The following is a 13,082-nucleotide window of genomic DNA, read 5'->3' on the forward strand; positions in this document are numbered from 1 at the left end:
GCGCATCATGCAGGGCTGGCTCCAGAAGGAAATCGGGAGCACAGCATCGGGCATCAGGTAAGCGCTTTGAATGTGGGGTTCATGGAGCACTTACTCTGTATCGGTCTTGTTCGCACTGCCATAGACACGCAAATTCAGACTGTCGGCTACTGGCCCCGAGAAGCTGAAATGGGCTGTTTTGCGATGATGGTTACGATCAGTTAATCGTCCATCTTACAGCTCAGTTAAATGCCGTAGACTTGAAGAAAAACCAGTTTAATGATTTTCTGAATAACCCGATAAAAAGGACCCACTCAGGGCCGTCACTTGTGAGTCCGGTTTTTCACTCCGCGAGCCGAGACTCCAAGGTGTCGGAGCCATATTCCGATTTCCACTCTTTCAATATTTTTTGGTTACCGCCTTTTGTCTCCACGACTTCGCCGCTATGGGGATTTTTGTACCGTTTGACTTGTCGTGGTTTACGATTGCCTTTGGGTTCTCTCGCAACTAGAGCAATACGGCTAGCAGCGTGCGGATCAAGAATTACGACAACCTGACGCAAGCTGTAGCCATACTCACCGAGGAGACCGCGGAGCTTCTGTTCGAATTCGATCTCGCGCTTCAGGCCATCATCATTCTCGAGTGACTCAAGCTCGGCGAGTTGAGCAGCCAGCTGCCGCTCAAGGGCGCGGAATTCTGCAAGACGGGACATTTGAAGCTCGTGTTTGGTAATGGGCCATTATCCTGTGCTGACCAAGGGCAAGTCTAGCAACAGACTAGGAGATTTAATGAAATCTCTAATCATAGACCTATACGACCCGCTTCCTGGGTAGAACTTGCTTCTGTGCCATCAACCTAGATCTGCGCCCTGTAACTGTGGCGTTCGCTGCATGTGATGATCTGGAGAACTAGCAGCACTTACAGACGCCGACAACGAGCAAGCGCAAAGCCACTTCTCTATCAACGCACCGTCCCCACCAATAAGACACGAGGGTGCCCCCAAGGTCTAGGGTGATAACTTAAATCGAGCAAAATGGCTCTATTCTGCTCGTGAACTCAGTAGGGCTGGGTTCACGTGGAGCCGGCTTCTGGAGCCGCGACTCCTGCTACCTTACGAGAAAAGCTAGCCACAATTTTGATGATCCCCTCAACGACATTTTGCTTTTTACAAAAGCCAAATATTATAATTTCACTGCTATCAGCCAAGATTGTGGCAAGCCGACCTGATACTTCAGCCGTTTTCAGGTCGAGTGAACACTGACGCTAAGGCCAGTGGGATTACGCACATGGCGGTAAAGCCCTTTGAAAGCTTCAATACGTCGACAATACCCATCGTCGTTCCCATAGATCAGCTCAACAGTGAGGCTATCGATCACCGCCATGTACGCATCAATGAGCCAGCTCTCTACTTCAAACGAAATGCTCTGGTGCCCCGACACACATGCTGCCGTGAAACAGCCCCGGAGCACCTCCAAATACCCGTCATAGCCCGACATCACCGTTTGTCTGAGTGCATGAGGTGGGTAAAACGCAGCCCTCAATAGAAATCGCAAAGAGTCATTTTGTGTGTATCGATCGCGCAACTGCGACCAGTATCCTTCGCCTGGAACATCGCTGCCTTCCTCTCCGTGAGCAAAATGAGTGCGTACGTAGCCGATCTCTGAATCCAAAGCCATCGCGAGCGCGGTAGCATAAAGAGCATCTTTGCTTTCAAAATGAGCGTAGAGCGAAGCCTTCTTGAGCCCCGCTAGCACTGCGATGTCATTCATGGAGGCCGCGTCGTAACCGCGGTCAGCGAAATGGTTAAGCGCTAACTGGGCGATCCGCCCAGCAGTGGCGCTCAAATCTTTAGAACTCATGCAGCCTCCACTCAATGTTCAGCGAGATTGTATGTCTCTGAAGCCCCACTAGGCACGCTTATCTTGGTGAGAACGCAAACGATGAGAGCGCTGACAGCAAGAAGTGCCGCCCAAGCTTCTGGCCCATGCTGCAACACCAAACCTGCAACAGGTGTAGCGGTGGAAGATATCGACAACTGGAAGGCCCCAAGGAGGGCAGCGGTCGAGCCCAGTGCCCTCTCCTGCGACGACATCACCAGCGACATCAATGTCGACTCAGCGATACCTAGGCCAAATAAAGCGATAGCCATCCCAGTGACAACTCCAGCCAAGCCCATGCCTGACGCTGCTGATGCGAACGAGATCATCGCCCCTGTCGCCATACAGGCAACGCCCAACATAGACAGCTTGCCAAGGCCTAAACGGCTTACCATCTTGCCCGCGACCATTGCGCCGAAAATGATAGTCACGCCAGTCCCACCGAATAGCAGACCGAATTGCTGAGCGCTCAATCCGTAGCCTTCTTGGTACACCAATGTCGCACCACCGATGTAAGCGAACAGAAAAAAGAAGACCGCCGAAACCGCCAGTGTTGGCATCAAAAATTTCCGATCCTTAGCAATCGCAACGTACGCTCGGCACGCTGAGCCAATGCTCAATGGCACACGGTTTTTGGAGGTCAGTGTCTCTGGGAGCGCGACCCAGCTGTTGATCAACACTGCGATTCCGAGAGCCGTCAGCACCAGCATCACAGCCCGCCATCCAAAATGCGCGTCGACGAAACCGCCGGCTGCGGGGGCCAGGATTGGCGCCACTCCTTCGATGGTCATCAGCATGGCGAACAGTTTGGTGGCGCCCACCCCGGTGCTGACGTCGCGGACCATACTCATGATGACTACAAGAGTGAGTGCACTTCCCAGCCCTTGAACGAATCTGAATCCAGTCAGAATTTCCAGCGACGCTGCCCAAGCGGCACCGAGAGAGCAAGCGGTGAAAATGGCCAGACCCGCGAGAAGAGGCTTGCGTCGGCCGTAAGCATCAACGACAGGGCCGAAAACGAGCTGCCCTGCCCCCATGGCCAACAAAAAGAAGGTCAGCGTCAACTGCACGCTCGCAAAGCTCGTCTCAAACTCGCGCGCAATTTCAGGAAGGCTTGACAGATACATGTCGACTGCTGATGGCCCTAGGGCACCAATCATTCCCAACGATATCGCGATGCGAACCGGCACCGGCGTACTGACAAATCCGCTCATAGCACTACTCCAAACAATAGCTACCGACCGGTCGGTCGTAAAAGCTGGCGATCCTATTTACACTAGTTTTGATAGTCAATAATCAAGCCCTACTTTCTCTCTACAGATTTTGTAACGCGATGATGCGCATCCCAAAGGGGCAGACCGAGCTGGGGCTGAAAGCCCTACTAATCTTTCGAGGAGACACCGGTCTACGGCTGACCGACCTTTGGCAGTAAGCGAGCCGCGAACACACCTTGCGCTCGTTAAGCAGGCGTCCACTGATGCGGCAACAAGGCCTCGATCTCGCTCGCCCGTTGAGTAGGCAGTCGTGTCAGCACGTCCTTGAGGTAGGCATACGGATCATGTCCATTCATACGCGCCGACTGGATCAAGCTCATGATCGCAGCCGCGCGTTTGCCACTGCGCAGTGATCCAGCAAACAACCAATTGGCACGTCCAAGTGCCCACGGTCGTATTTGGTTCTCGACGTGGTTGTTATCGATGGGCAAGGCGCCGTCGTCCAGGTAGCGCGTCAGCGCTACCCAGCGTTTCAAGCTGTAATCGAGAGCCTTGGCGATGGCCGAGCCTTCTGGCACCAGCTCGCGCTGGGTCAGCATCCAGTCATGCAGTTTTTCAGCGATGGGAACCGCATCCCGCTGACGTATTCGTCGGCGGTCTTCTTCGCTCATGTCCTTGGCCTGTCGTTCGACCTCGTAGAGCGCACCAATCGTTAGAAGCGCCTGCTCGGCCAACTGACTCTTGTTCGCCGCATGCAAGTCAAAGAACTTGCGGCGCGCATGGGCCATGCAGCCAACCTCGACGATGCCTTGTTCGAAACTGGCCTTGTAGCCGGCAAAGTCATCGCACACCAACTTGCCGCGCCAGTCGCCCAGGAAGTTACGCGCATGCTCGCCGGCACGGCTCGGGCTGAAGTCGTAGACCACGGATTTCAGCTCTGCGTAAGCAGTGCTGCTGTAGGCCCACACATAACTTCGATGGGTTTTCTTTTCACCCGGTGCCAGCATCTGAACCGGTGTTTCATCGGCATGGATGACCGGTTGCGCCAGCACCGCTTCACGCAGTGCATCGACCAATGGTTGAAGCTGAACACCTGTTTGCCCAACCCAGCGGGCCAGTGTCGAACGGGGAATGGCCAAGCCGGCGCGACCAAAGATCTTTTCCTGCCGGTACAGCGGCAGGTGGTCAGCGAACTTGGCCACCATCACATGGGCCAACAGGCCTGCGGTGGGGATGCCTTTGTCGATGACTTGTGCCGGAACCGGTGCCTGGATCAGGGTTTCGCAAGCTCGGCAGGCCCATTTGCCACGTACATGCTGCTCGACCGTGAACACACCTGGCGTTTAATCGAGCTTTTCGCTGACATCTTCACCGATGCGTTGAAGCTTGCAGCCACACGCGCATTGGGTGTTGTCGGGTTCATGGCGGATAACCGTACGCGGAAGCTGTGCTGGCAGTGGTGCGCGCTTGGGCTTCTGGCTTGGCTCTTTTGGGGCCGGGTCGGGATGAAGTGCGTTCAGCTCAGCTTCGATGGCCTCAAGGTCGACGTTGAGCAAATCATCGAGCAGACGGCCTTGCTCTGGGCTGATTTGTTCGCTGCGCTTGGCGTACTTATGGCGTTTGAGAACGGCAATCTCGTGCGTGAGTTGCTCGATGATGATTTTGTCGTTCTGGATCTTGCGACTCATCGCCTCGACTTGAGACTGCAATGTCAGCGTCTGCTCAAGCAGCGCACGCAGCTCTGCTGGGGTCAGTTGGTCGAGGTCGGGTAAGGAAGTCATGCCGCCAATTGTGCCAGAGCACCGCACTGGCGGCGATTGGCGGTTATGCCAATGGCAAGCACTAAAGCCGTGTGATGGTGCTGTTGGCCCCCATGCGCTGCCAAGGTAACCCCACGATGAGCGCCTGAAGTTGCTCGCTGTCCAGTTCCACTTGAGCGCCGTGACGAATGCCCGGCCAGTGGAATTTGCCCTGGTTGAGTCGGCGTGCTGCCAGCCACACGCCAACGCCGTCATGTACCAGCACCTTTATCCGGTTGGCGCGACGGTTGGCGAAGAGATAAGCGCAGTGCGGATTCGCCGCACCGAAGACCGCGACAACACGGGCCAAGGCCGTTTCGGTGCCGGCGCGCATGTCCATGGGCTCGGTGGCCAGCCAGATGGTATCGATACGGATCATTTGACGAGGCCGCGAATGAAGCGGGCGCAGCCATCGGGATCGACAGTGGGCCAGGTCACTGTGAGTGTGTGTTGTTTGAACGGAATTTCGATACGCGCCAACGTTGGTTGCGCAGGCGCAGATTCAGGCTTCATCGTCAGCGGCACGAATGCAGGTAACGCGTCAGGTTGGCGGTCACGATAGAGCGGAATCCATTTGCGCACCAGGTTGGCATTGATGCCATGGCGCAGCGCGATGCTGGCTATCGACACGTCAGGTTGGAGACATTCCTGGACGACTTGGGCTTTGAAGGGCTTGGGGTAAGAGGTGCGCTGGCGCATGGTGATCCTTGCGATAAGGGCGATGGTGTCCACGTATTTTTAGGTGGACACCATCGCCCTTAATGCTGGGATTCTGAAGGTGTGTTGGCTGGCCGCTTACCTTTGGCACGCTAGCGCAAACGTCAGTCACTGTGAGTCATGCGTCAGTTGCTCACACTGTGGAGTAATCCTACTGCCTCAATTATTTCCAGGACGCCTATCGATGGCTAATAACGAAAATAATCCCTCCCATCTATCCAAAACGCTTCGCTGGACTGACGCTTTCGCGCTCTCCATGGCCGTCTCTGGATCAATTTTCGCCTCATTCGGATTTGCCCTCGGAGCGTTAGGCCCTATTGGCGCTCTAGTTTTGTGGGTTGGTTCCGCCGCGATCGGAGCATGCCAGAACTGGATATTTCTTGAAGTCAGCGCCATGTATCCGGATAAGCCAGGCGGCATTGCCATGATCGCCACGGAAGGCTGGAAGCGCCGCTGCACGCTGGTCGGTCCAATCGCATCGTTCGGCTATTGGCTCGGATGGTCAGCCGTATTAGCGATCGTTGGCGTGAGTGCTGGCTCGCTGATCCAGGCTCAGTGGTTTGCCGACCAGACGTGGAGCTATCAGCTCGGTTCGGTGAGCATTGGCCTAGCCCAGTTTATCGGCGCTGGTCTGATCCTCGTGTTCTGGCAATTCAACCGCCTGGGTGTCCAGATGGCGGCTTCCGTTTCGAAATATATGGGCGTGCTCCTGCTGATACCCATTTTGGTGCTGGCATTCGCTCCGCTCTATAGCGACGCCTGGAATTTCTCCCACTTCCAAATCGCATGGGATCGACTGCCTGCCACCGATTGGACAACAGGTCGTACCGCGCTAATGTGGCTGTTCCTCATCGCATGGAGCGCTTACGGGACAGAAATGTGCGCCGCGTTCGGTCCTGAGTACCGTAGCAAGCGTGATATGCGCATGGCCCTCGTAACGTCTGGGCTATATACGGTTGCCGCCTTCGCGGCGGTGGCCTTCAGCTTGGGCGGCTTGGCCGATCAGCAAGCAGCCATTGATAATCCCAACGGTTTCTTCATCGGGGCCTTCGACGCAATTCTTGGAAGTGAGTACAGCAGTTTCTTCGTGGGCACCCTTTTGGTAGGACTCTTCATGGGGCTAAACGCATCCCTCGCCGATGGATCACGTGCGCTGTACGGTATGGCGCTAGACGGTTTGACCATCCGCCAGTTGGGTGTGTTAAACAAACACCAGGTACCTGGAAGGTGCATGACCGTAGCTGTGATCTTGAATATCGGAATGATTTTCCTGCTTTCCTCCCCTCTGGCCATTTTGGTCACTGCGAACATTGGGTACGTTGCTTCGATTTTCTTCGCGCTGAGTGGGTTCCTATGGCTGCGAAAGGACGCTGCTGGCATAGATAGACCCGTGAAACTCGGCCGCGGCTGGATACCAGTAGCTTGGGCTCTTATCTTGCTGACCGGTCTTATCGTATTGGTGGGTGCTGCCTCCACTGAACTGGTAGGTTACGGTGGGACCAAGGAATTGCTGATGGGTATCGGCATTCTTCTGCTCTCGGTGGTTCTCTATGGCGTGCGGAAGCTGCAAGATCGCCAGCAATCCAACGGCCCGACATCACGCAGCAGCGTTTGATCTGAGCACTTAGCGATAACGGTGACGCGGGCCCAGTGAGGGCCCGTGTAGCGTGGAAGGCTAAGGCTGAACGTCTTCGTACCTGCTTATGGGAGGAATTGCAGAAACCAGATGCCCAATGTGGATCAGCGCCGATCGGATCTTCGCCGGCTCGCTGATGGTTAGAAATTGCAGCATCAGTCCATCCAGAGCCGCGAAGATTGCGATCGCGGCCTCGTTAGCCGTGTCCAGCCCCTTATCCTTCAGCGCCTGCTCCACCGTGCTCATGTAGCTCGAATATAGCTTTTCAACCAGGCTTCGCATTTCTGGGCTACGCCGAGATTCCAGTAGCATCTCGAATTGAAACAGTTGCAGTTCTGGCTCCCGCGAGGCGGACGCGATGAGAGAGTCGGCAAACGCTTCGTCGAAGTCCGTAATTCTATCCAGCCCCGATTCGCGGATCGATCGCTCAATCGCCCACTCCATGGTGGCTGCCAACAACCCCTCTATCGAGCCGAAGTGATGGGTCACCAAGGTATGGTTCACGCGCGCACGTCCTGCAATCGCGCGATAAGTCACGCCGCGTAAACCTTTCTCCGCTACCACATCGATCGCCGCGGCCATCAATGCCTCTCGACCTTCCCCATACGGCAATCGACTAGCTTGCTCCGTCATATCAACACCCACTACAGATCCTAATTCAACCCGTGCCAAGCAAGCGCTTGGGGCGAGCCACGCGCAACTCAAGCCGCGAACAGAACGCCGATGGTCTCATAAACCCTTCAGCCGGAGCACGTAGGCCGTTCTCACCACCAAAGCAGTCAGAGGCAATCAACTCGGAAAGGAGAAACCCCGGCAAAAATGCCATTGACGATGAAACTAAACAAACGTAGAGTTTTGACCTAGCAGCGTGCAACGTCCGCTGTCACTGCGGTTAGCTACCCAGGCAGCAGCACCCCTAACCCATAACAAAAAGGCATAAAAATCATGGCTTTGGCATCTACGCAAGATTTCGTACCAGAAGATGAGTGGCCATCGGTATCGGTCATGCTGGACGGCTTCGGCAAGCAAACACTCCCGGCATCCTCCGCACTGGCTGGCACTACTCTTCAGATCGGTGATGCACCCGATGAGTCAGTTGAGTACGAATTCAAAGATCAGCAGTCGTTGACCTGGTCTGTCGGTAAGGGTACGGATCACAAGAGCGGCACCGCTGAGTACAAAGCGATTGAAGCTCGCCCCGGAATTTTCATTATCGACTTCGTGCGCGGCGAGGGGTTGGCTGCCGAGAACGTGACCATCATCCTCGATCAGAATACTGGGGCCGTGACTACGGGCCTGTCCCGCTTCGTGGATGTGGCAGGCAAAACGAGAGCGGTCACCGATTTCACCTTTGCAAATATCAACGGTGAAGAGGCAAAACACGAGCGCTCCGATGGTCTGGTTGGCAAACGCATCTTCTATCGCTATAGCGACATCGAAACCTACGAGCATATTTACCTGAACCTCGGCACATTCACTTGGCACTGCCTGCGCGGCGGCGAAGTGGGTCTGGCCGATACAGACCACTGTAAAGCCTGGAAAGTCGCAGAAGACCTGTACATCTTCTTCTGGACTGAAAAAGTAATGACTGTAGAAGCCGTGCTGCTGATCGACCTGAAGCTGGAGCGATCGATTGGCCGTATGTATGGCTGGGATGACACTCTGAATAGCTTGCTGGTGTTGCCATTCAACTCCCGCCTCAGCGTAATGAACACCACCGTTTATCCTGACGATCACTCCAAAGGCTGAATGACCCGGGGCGTGAGGCAGCTCGCTTCATGCCCCGCAGACTTCGTGCCAGCAAGTTCAAAGAGGTGGTGGCGCTGCCAATCGCTCTCGCTGCCTCCTCCGGTTCAGCAAGCTCAGGAGGTTTGAATCTTGGATATGCATTTGAGTGGCCGAGTGGTTTTGGTTACTGGTGGCGCCTCGGGCATTGGCCTTGCCTGCGTGCGGGCCATGGTCGATGAAGGCGCGAAAGTATTGATAGTCGATCGCGACGGCGTCGGCGCTGAGATAGCTGAGAAGCTCAGTCAAGAAGGGCGCTACGTGTCGTTTTTTCAGGCTGATATCTCATCAGAAACTGATATCCGGAATGCGGTCGTTTACGCTGAAAGTATTTTTGGCCAACTGAACTCGTTGATCGGATGCGCAGGCATCTCAGGCCCTGTTGGACGCACGTCCATCGAGATCACTGCGGAGGATTGGGATAGAGTGATGGCGGTTAATGTCAGAGGCAATTTCCTGGCCGCCAAACACTCCCTACCCTTACTGAGTAAAAGCGAGATTGGCAGCATCGTATTCCTCGCCTCTGACTCCGCATTGGTCGCGTTCGAGGGAATGGCTCCCTATTGCGCATCAAAAGGCGCAGTGCTGATGCTCACCAAAGCACTATCTGTAGACCATCCGACTGTAAGAATCAATTGTCTCTGCCCAGGCGTAGTAGACACACCCATGTCGCGAGCCGACCTAGGCCGTCCAGAGGGTTTTGAGGGGACAGGCTTACCCGTAATGCAGGCTCAACAGCTTGCGCGTCACGTGGTGTTTCTAGCATCGCCCGTCAGCGCCCCCATCAACGGAACGAGCGTAGTAGCCGACTTCGGGTATCTAGCTCGCTCTGCCCTCCCGCCGCTTGAGTTCGTTTGAGCGATTTTCCCTGAGCTACCGGCAATCACCCTTGAGGACAAAAAATGACTAAACGCCCAGTAGCAATTGTCACAGGCGGAGGCACAGGCATTGGAGCGGCGACTGCAAAAGCCCTCCGTTCAGATGGCTGGGAAGTCGTGATCTGCGGTCGACGCCTAGCCCCCCTCCAAGCCGTGGCCGATGAGACAGGGGCTTTCGCCCTGGCCGCGGACGCATCATCAGAGGAGGATCTAGCTCATCTTGTTAATACGACTATTAGAAAGTTTGGCAGACTGAACGGCCTCGTTCTAAACGCCGGAATTGTCAGAGCAGGCCCTGTTGGGGCGCTTTCGGATGGCGACTGGGATGACATGGTACGCACCAATCTAACTGGCCCATTCAAGCTCCTACGTGCTGCAATGCCCCACCTGGTCAACTCTCGCGGTGCCATCGTTGGCGTCGGATCTGCCGCGGCACTCAGAGCCACCGGCGAGATCCCTGGCTACAACGCGACGAAAGCCGGTCTAAACATGCTACTTCAGTCAGTCGCGGTTGATTACGGCCCTCAGGGCATACGAGCCAACACAGTCTGTCCTGGGTGGGTGCGAACCGAAATGGCTGACATGGAGATTCAGGAATATGGCGCTTCGCTCGGCCTGGACCGTGAACAAGCCTATGCCCGCGCAACTTCTTTCGTTCCATCACGACGGCCAGCAACAGCATCAGAGGTTGCAGACGTGATTGCGTGGTTGCTATCCCCAAAAGCCTCATACGTTAATGCAGCCGTCATACCCGTTGATGGCGGGATGATTGCCGGGGATCCAGGTTCGATTGCGCTCGACGCTCGCATTAACTTCAGCAGCTTCTAAAGGACATCAGGGCGCCTGTAAAGCGCCCTTTCAAATTTCAGCATGGCCGACAGGGTCATTTACCGACCCAAGACTCTACTTCTTGAGCGCCGTACTCCTGCTTCCATTGCTTCAGAAGCTTGTGGTTTCCACCTTTGGTCTCAATCAGCTCGCCGTTGTGCGGATTACGGTAAACCTTCACATCCCGGGCCTTGCGAGTGGCCTTTGATGGCGCGGCTGCTGGAGCACGACGTGCAGCTTGTGGGTCCAGGATATTAATCACATCGCGGAGGCTGAACCCATATTTCTCCAGCAGGTCTCGAAGCTTTTTCTCGAATTCGATCTCGCGCTTCAGCGACTCATCATTCTTCATGGATTCAAGCTCAGCCAGCTGGGCAGCCAGCGTTTGCTCAAGCTTCCGGTATTCAGCCAGTCTCGACATGGCTACACTCCTCTTGTATGTGGGGTGCTGCAACCAGCACGCAGGTATTCTACAGCTCAACTGGTTACGAACAAGTTCGACGTACTGATTGGGCCGTAGGTTCCACCTGCTAAGGCGGTGGCAGTAACACGAGGGAACGCACATGCCTTATAGAATAATCCTAACCTCATAGCACCGAAAATGCTCGTGGCGACCACAGCAACAAGGTGTGTGAGAGGATCGGAGACGAAAAAGTGTACCAAGAGTAGCCGCCGCTAAGCCCACTTGATTTGTCAGAACTACAGCCCGACCTATAAAGTCACTCCGGAACTATCGACGTAATACAGGGTTCATCTGGTCAAACCTACGAATCTAGAATATGCCTCACAAGGGCGGCTCTCGCTCAAAATCACAAGACCTAACTACGAAAAATTTTGGCATAGCGTTGTACAGTGCCGCCACTTCAAATTTCAAAAATCATCTACGCTATAGCCCCATTCTTTCAGAAGTTCACTCAGGGCTAACGATATTCTCGATTCTGCCATTAGCTCTGCTGGAGTAAAACTCAGCGATACAGCAACTGCCCTAGCGAAAGCGTCCAGCTCGCATGGGGAAAATGGCCAAATCTGAATATTCATTACCGCCGTTTCAAATGGCTCACACCACTCCACCGTCTCTACAGCATCTTGTATCTCAAGCCAATCGGCCATCGATAATGCATAAGTCTTCCGATACCCGTCTGCAAGCATCGTGTGGAGGCTAAGGTAAGAATCCCCCGCCATCGCGAGTCGGGGATGACTGAAGCAACGCACAGAGTGGGACTCCAGTCTTGGTGATGACACGACGCTGCGCACGTGGCCGAAATCTACTGAGCCTTGCTGAAATTCCCAGTCCAACCTCTGACGTAGGTACCTTTTAAGGCCAGGACGATTGGCCATGACAGTGTGGGAGTGATAGAGCGCCTTGAGTTTCACACCGCTACCCCGCTTTCCAACCGTCGAATCAGCGTGTAGACCTGCTCACACCCTTCGCTTGAGGCCAAAAGCTCAGACGGGCACCGGCCCCCAAGCCCAAGACACTCCTGGTTTACCCACCTCACCGAGTTATCTTTGAAAAACCAAAGCAGGAGCGCCACACATTTAACGTAGGCGTCTATATAGCCGACCTTACTAGTGAGGACTGAGCCAGGCTCCATGACCTCTCTGTGCAAATGACAACACGCCCGAAGCCACCCTTGCTGCTCAACCACATTTGCTTCTGCCCCACAAACCTCGCAAGTACTCGCGGAAACTAATTCGGCAATGTCGAGAAGGCGATCGACCACCTCATCGCCACCGCGGTGATACATACGCAGTAGCCCAAATTTTTCTTTGACTTGGGTAATCTCGACTTTCAATCGCTCTAGCTCGGCGTAACGCTCAACGAGCTTAAGGTTGGCTGCAATTAGATCAAACCAACCATTCGTACATTCGAAGGTGAAATCGTCCTGCATGCTGCGTTGGTCGTCAAAAAGGCTCGAATACCTCGATACGAGCCCTAGCTCCAATGGTCTGTACATCAGTTCTCACCTTTGGGCCACATGGTTTTTGCTGGGGTATCAGCAAATTCTTCCGGATAAACTTCACCACTGCAAAGCTCATATACAAACTTAATCCCACAGCAACGGATTGCCTTCAGGTCCTGCATGAGCCATGTGCCACTGCCATTCATCCATGGTGGCGATACCAACTGAATACTCTTAATGAAAGCCTCCGGAGCATCTCTCGTCGCCAAGCTCAATACATAGGGAGCGAGTGGGATCATCAACTGCTGATGATTGACCACCTCCTCATCAGAAAGCTCATACGTGACGTAGAACCATTCATGGTTCGAGGTCAGGGAAACGTAGGCCCATCGGTGCGCTCCTTCCTCTGGGGCGAAATATAGATCTTGCACGCGGCCTTGGTCATTGGTTTCGAACATATTATTT

Annotated in this window: 15 protein-coding genes and 1 pseudogene; 5 read left to right on the forward strand and 11 right to left on the reverse strand. The window is 54.6% G+C overall.

The annotated features are described in order from the left end of the window. Positions 1-204: hypothetical protein (locus tag ACIPZH_RS21300; RefSeq protein WP_400637707.1), on the forward strand; the 204-nt coding region annotated here is incomplete at its 5' end. Between the two features lie 118 nt (positions 205-322). Here the strand turns inward: ACIPZH_RS21300 and ACIPZH_RS21305 are convergent. From ACIPZH_RS21305 to tnpA, 6 genes and pseudogenes are all read right to left on the reverse strand, one after another. Beyond that, entirely contained in the window at positions 323-691 is a 369-nt protein-coding gene (locus tag ACIPZH_RS21305; protein ID WP_400637708.1) for a histone-like nucleoid-structuring protein, MvaT/MvaU family, read from the reverse strand. 529 nt (positions 692-1,220) lie between these two features. Further along, positions 1,221-1,838: a TetR/AcrR family transcriptional regulator gene (locus ACIPZH_RS21310; RefSeq protein WP_400637710.1), complete on the reverse strand. Its 618-nt coding sequence runs from the start codon at positions 1,836-1,838 to the stop codon at positions 1,221-1,223. An 11-nt stretch (positions 1,839-1,849) separates the two neighbouring features. Continuing rightward, positions 1,850-3,070 carry a multidrug effflux MFS transporter gene (locus tag ACIPZH_RS21315; protein ID WP_400637712.1) on the reverse strand — a complete coding sequence of 407 codons (1,221 nt, stop codon included), beginning with the start codon at positions 3,068-3,070 and terminating at the stop codon, positions 1,850-1,852. Between the two features lie 245 nt (positions 3,071-3,315). Further along, a pseudogene (tnpC, locus tag ACIPZH_RS21320) lies at positions 3,316-4,851 on the reverse strand (IS66 family transposase). Positions 4,852-4,912: 61 nt separating this feature from the next. After that, on the reverse strand, positions 4,913-5,248 hold the full coding sequence (gene tnpB, locus ACIPZH_RS21325) for an IS66 family insertion sequence element accessory protein TnpB (RefSeq protein ID WP_400637714.1): 336 nt from the start codon (positions 5,246-5,248) through the stop codon (positions 4,913-4,915). Continuing rightward, a complete protein-coding gene (gene tnpA, locus ACIPZH_RS21330) occupies positions 5,245-5,568 on the reverse strand; it encodes an IS66-like element accessory protein TnpA (RefSeq protein WP_400637716.1) in 324 nt (107 codons plus the stop codon). Before tnpA ends, tnpB begins: the two co-directional genes overlap by 4 nt. A 202-nt stretch (positions 5,569-5,770) precedes the next feature. Between tnpA and ACIPZH_RS21335 the strand changes: the two genes are divergently transcribed. Next, entirely contained in the window at positions 5,771-7,201 is a 1,431-nt protein-coding gene (locus tag ACIPZH_RS21335) for an APC family permease (protein WP_400637718.1), read from the forward strand. 60 nt (positions 7,202-7,261) lie between these two features. Here the strand turns inward: ACIPZH_RS21335 and ACIPZH_RS21340 are convergent, their stop codons facing one another. Further along, positions 7,262-7,804: a TetR/AcrR family transcriptional regulator gene (locus tag ACIPZH_RS21340; RefSeq protein WP_400637719.1), complete on the reverse strand. Its 543-nt coding sequence runs from the start codon at positions 7,802-7,804 to the stop codon at positions 7,262-7,264. A 363-nt stretch (positions 7,805-8,167) separates the two neighbouring features. Here ACIPZH_RS21340 and ACIPZH_RS21345 point away from each other — a divergent pair, with 363 nt between their 5' ends. The 3 genes from ACIPZH_RS21345 (at position 8,168) to ACIPZH_RS21355 (ending at position 10,713) form a co-directional block, all read left to right on the forward strand. Continuing rightward, on the forward strand, positions 8,168-8,971 hold the full coding sequence (locus ACIPZH_RS21345) for a MoaF C-terminal domain-containing protein (protein WP_400637720.1): 804 nt from the start codon (positions 8,168-8,170) through the stop codon (positions 8,969-8,971). A gap of 135 nt (positions 8,972-9,106) precedes the next feature. Continuing rightward, the gene (locus ACIPZH_RS21350; protein WP_400637804.1) at positions 9,107-9,865 is read left to right on the forward strand and encodes an SDR family NAD(P)-dependent oxidoreductase; all 759 of its coding nucleotides are present in this window, start codon (positions 9,107-9,109) and stop codon (positions 9,863-9,865) included. 44 nt (positions 9,866-9,909) lie between these two features. Further along, the gene (locus tag ACIPZH_RS21355) at positions 9,910-10,713 is read left to right on the forward strand and encodes an SDR family NAD(P)-dependent oxidoreductase (RefSeq protein ID WP_400637722.1); all 804 of its coding nucleotides are present in this window, start codon (positions 9,910-9,912) and stop codon (positions 10,711-10,713) included. Between the two features lie 55 nt (positions 10,714-10,768). On the opposite strand, the gene ACIPZH_RS21360 is transcribed toward ACIPZH_RS21355, so the two are convergent. From ACIPZH_RS21360 to ACIPZH_RS21375, 4 genes are all read right to left on the reverse strand, one after another. Beyond that, positions 10,769-11,134 (reverse strand): histone-like nucleoid-structuring protein, MvaT/MvaU family, encoded by a 366-nt coding sequence (locus tag ACIPZH_RS21360; protein ID WP_400637723.1) that lies wholly within the window; start codon positions 11,132-11,134, stop codon positions 10,769-10,771. Positions 11,135-11,583: 449 nt separating this feature from the next. Further along, the gene (locus ACIPZH_RS21365) at positions 11,584-11,823 is read right to left on the reverse strand and encodes a hypothetical protein (RefSeq protein WP_400637724.1); all 240 of its coding nucleotides are present in this window, start codon (positions 11,821-11,823) and stop codon (positions 11,584-11,586) included. A 260-nt stretch (positions 11,824-12,083) separates the two neighbouring features. Next, positions 12,084-12,671, reverse strand: a complete 588-nt coding sequence (locus ACIPZH_RS21370; protein ID WP_400637725.1) for an antitoxin Xre/MbcA/ParS toxin-binding domain-containing protein — start codon at positions 12,669-12,671, stop codon at positions 12,084-12,086. Then, a complete protein-coding gene (locus tag ACIPZH_RS21375; protein WP_400637727.1) occupies positions 12,671-13,075 on the reverse strand; it encodes a hypothetical protein in 405 nt (134 codons plus the stop codon). The genes ACIPZH_RS21370 and ACIPZH_RS21375 overlap by 1 nt, the downstream gene beginning before the upstream one ends. Positions 13,076-13,082 lie beyond the last annotated feature (7 nt).

Origin of the sequence: Pseudomonas sp. NPDC089758 (genome assembly GCF_044748705.1) — a bacterium.
Classification (GTDB): Bacteria; Pseudomonadota; Gammaproteobacteria; order Pseudomonadales; family Pseudomonadaceae; genus Aquipseudomonas; species Aquipseudomonas putida_X.

Coding starts and splice junctions, on each gene's coding strand:
- ACIPZH_RS21305 (WP_400637708.1), bottom strand. CDS start 691: ATGTCCCGTCTTGCAGAATTCCGCGCCCTTGAGCGGCAGCTGGCTGCT.
- ACIPZH_RS21310 (WP_400637710.1), bottom strand. CDS start 1,838: ATGAGTTCTAAAGATTTGAGCGCCACTGCTGGGCGGATCGCCCAGTTA.
- ACIPZH_RS21315 (WP_400637712.1), bottom strand. CDS start 3,070: ATGAGCGGATTTGTCAGTACGCCGGTGCCGGTTCGCATCGCGATATCG.
- tnpB (WP_400637714.1), bottom strand. CDS start 5,248: ATGATCCGTATCGATACCATCTGGCTGGCCACCGAGCCCATGGACATG.
- tnpA (WP_400637716.1), bottom strand. CDS start 5,568: ATGCGCCAGCGCACCTCTTACCCCAAGCCCTTCAAAGCCCAAGTCGTC.
- ACIPZH_RS21335 (WP_400637718.1), top strand. CDS start 5,771: ATGGCTAATAACGAAAATAATCCCTCCCATCTATCCAAAACGCTTCGC.
- ACIPZH_RS21340 (WP_400637719.1), bottom strand. CDS start 7,804: ATGGCCGCGGCGATCGATGTGGTAGCGGAGAAAGGTTTACGCGGCGTG.
- ACIPZH_RS21345 (WP_400637720.1), top strand. CDS start 8,168: ATGGCTTTGGCATCTACGCAAGATTTCGTACCAGAAGATGAGTGGCCA.
- ACIPZH_RS21350 (WP_400637804.1), top strand. CDS start 9,107: ATGCATTTGAGTGGCCGAGTGGTTTTGGTTACTGGTGGCGCCTCGGGC.
- ACIPZH_RS21355 (WP_400637722.1), top strand. CDS start 9,910: ATGACTAAACGCCCAGTAGCAATTGTCACAGGCGGAGGCACAGGCATT.
- ACIPZH_RS21360 (WP_400637723.1), bottom strand. CDS start 11,134: ATGTCGAGACTGGCTGAATACCGGAAGCTTGAGCAAACGCTGGCTGCC.
- ACIPZH_RS21365 (WP_400637724.1), bottom strand. CDS start 11,823: ATGGCCGATTGGCTTGAGATACAAGATGCTGTAGAGACGGTGGAGTGG.
- ACIPZH_RS21370 (WP_400637725.1), bottom strand. CDS start 12,671: ATGTACAGACCATTGGAGCTAGGGCTCGTATCGAGGTATTCGAGCCTT.
- ACIPZH_RS21375 (WP_400637727.1), bottom strand. CDS start 13,075: ATGTTCGAAACCAATGACCAAGGCCGCGTGCAAGATCTATATTTCGCC.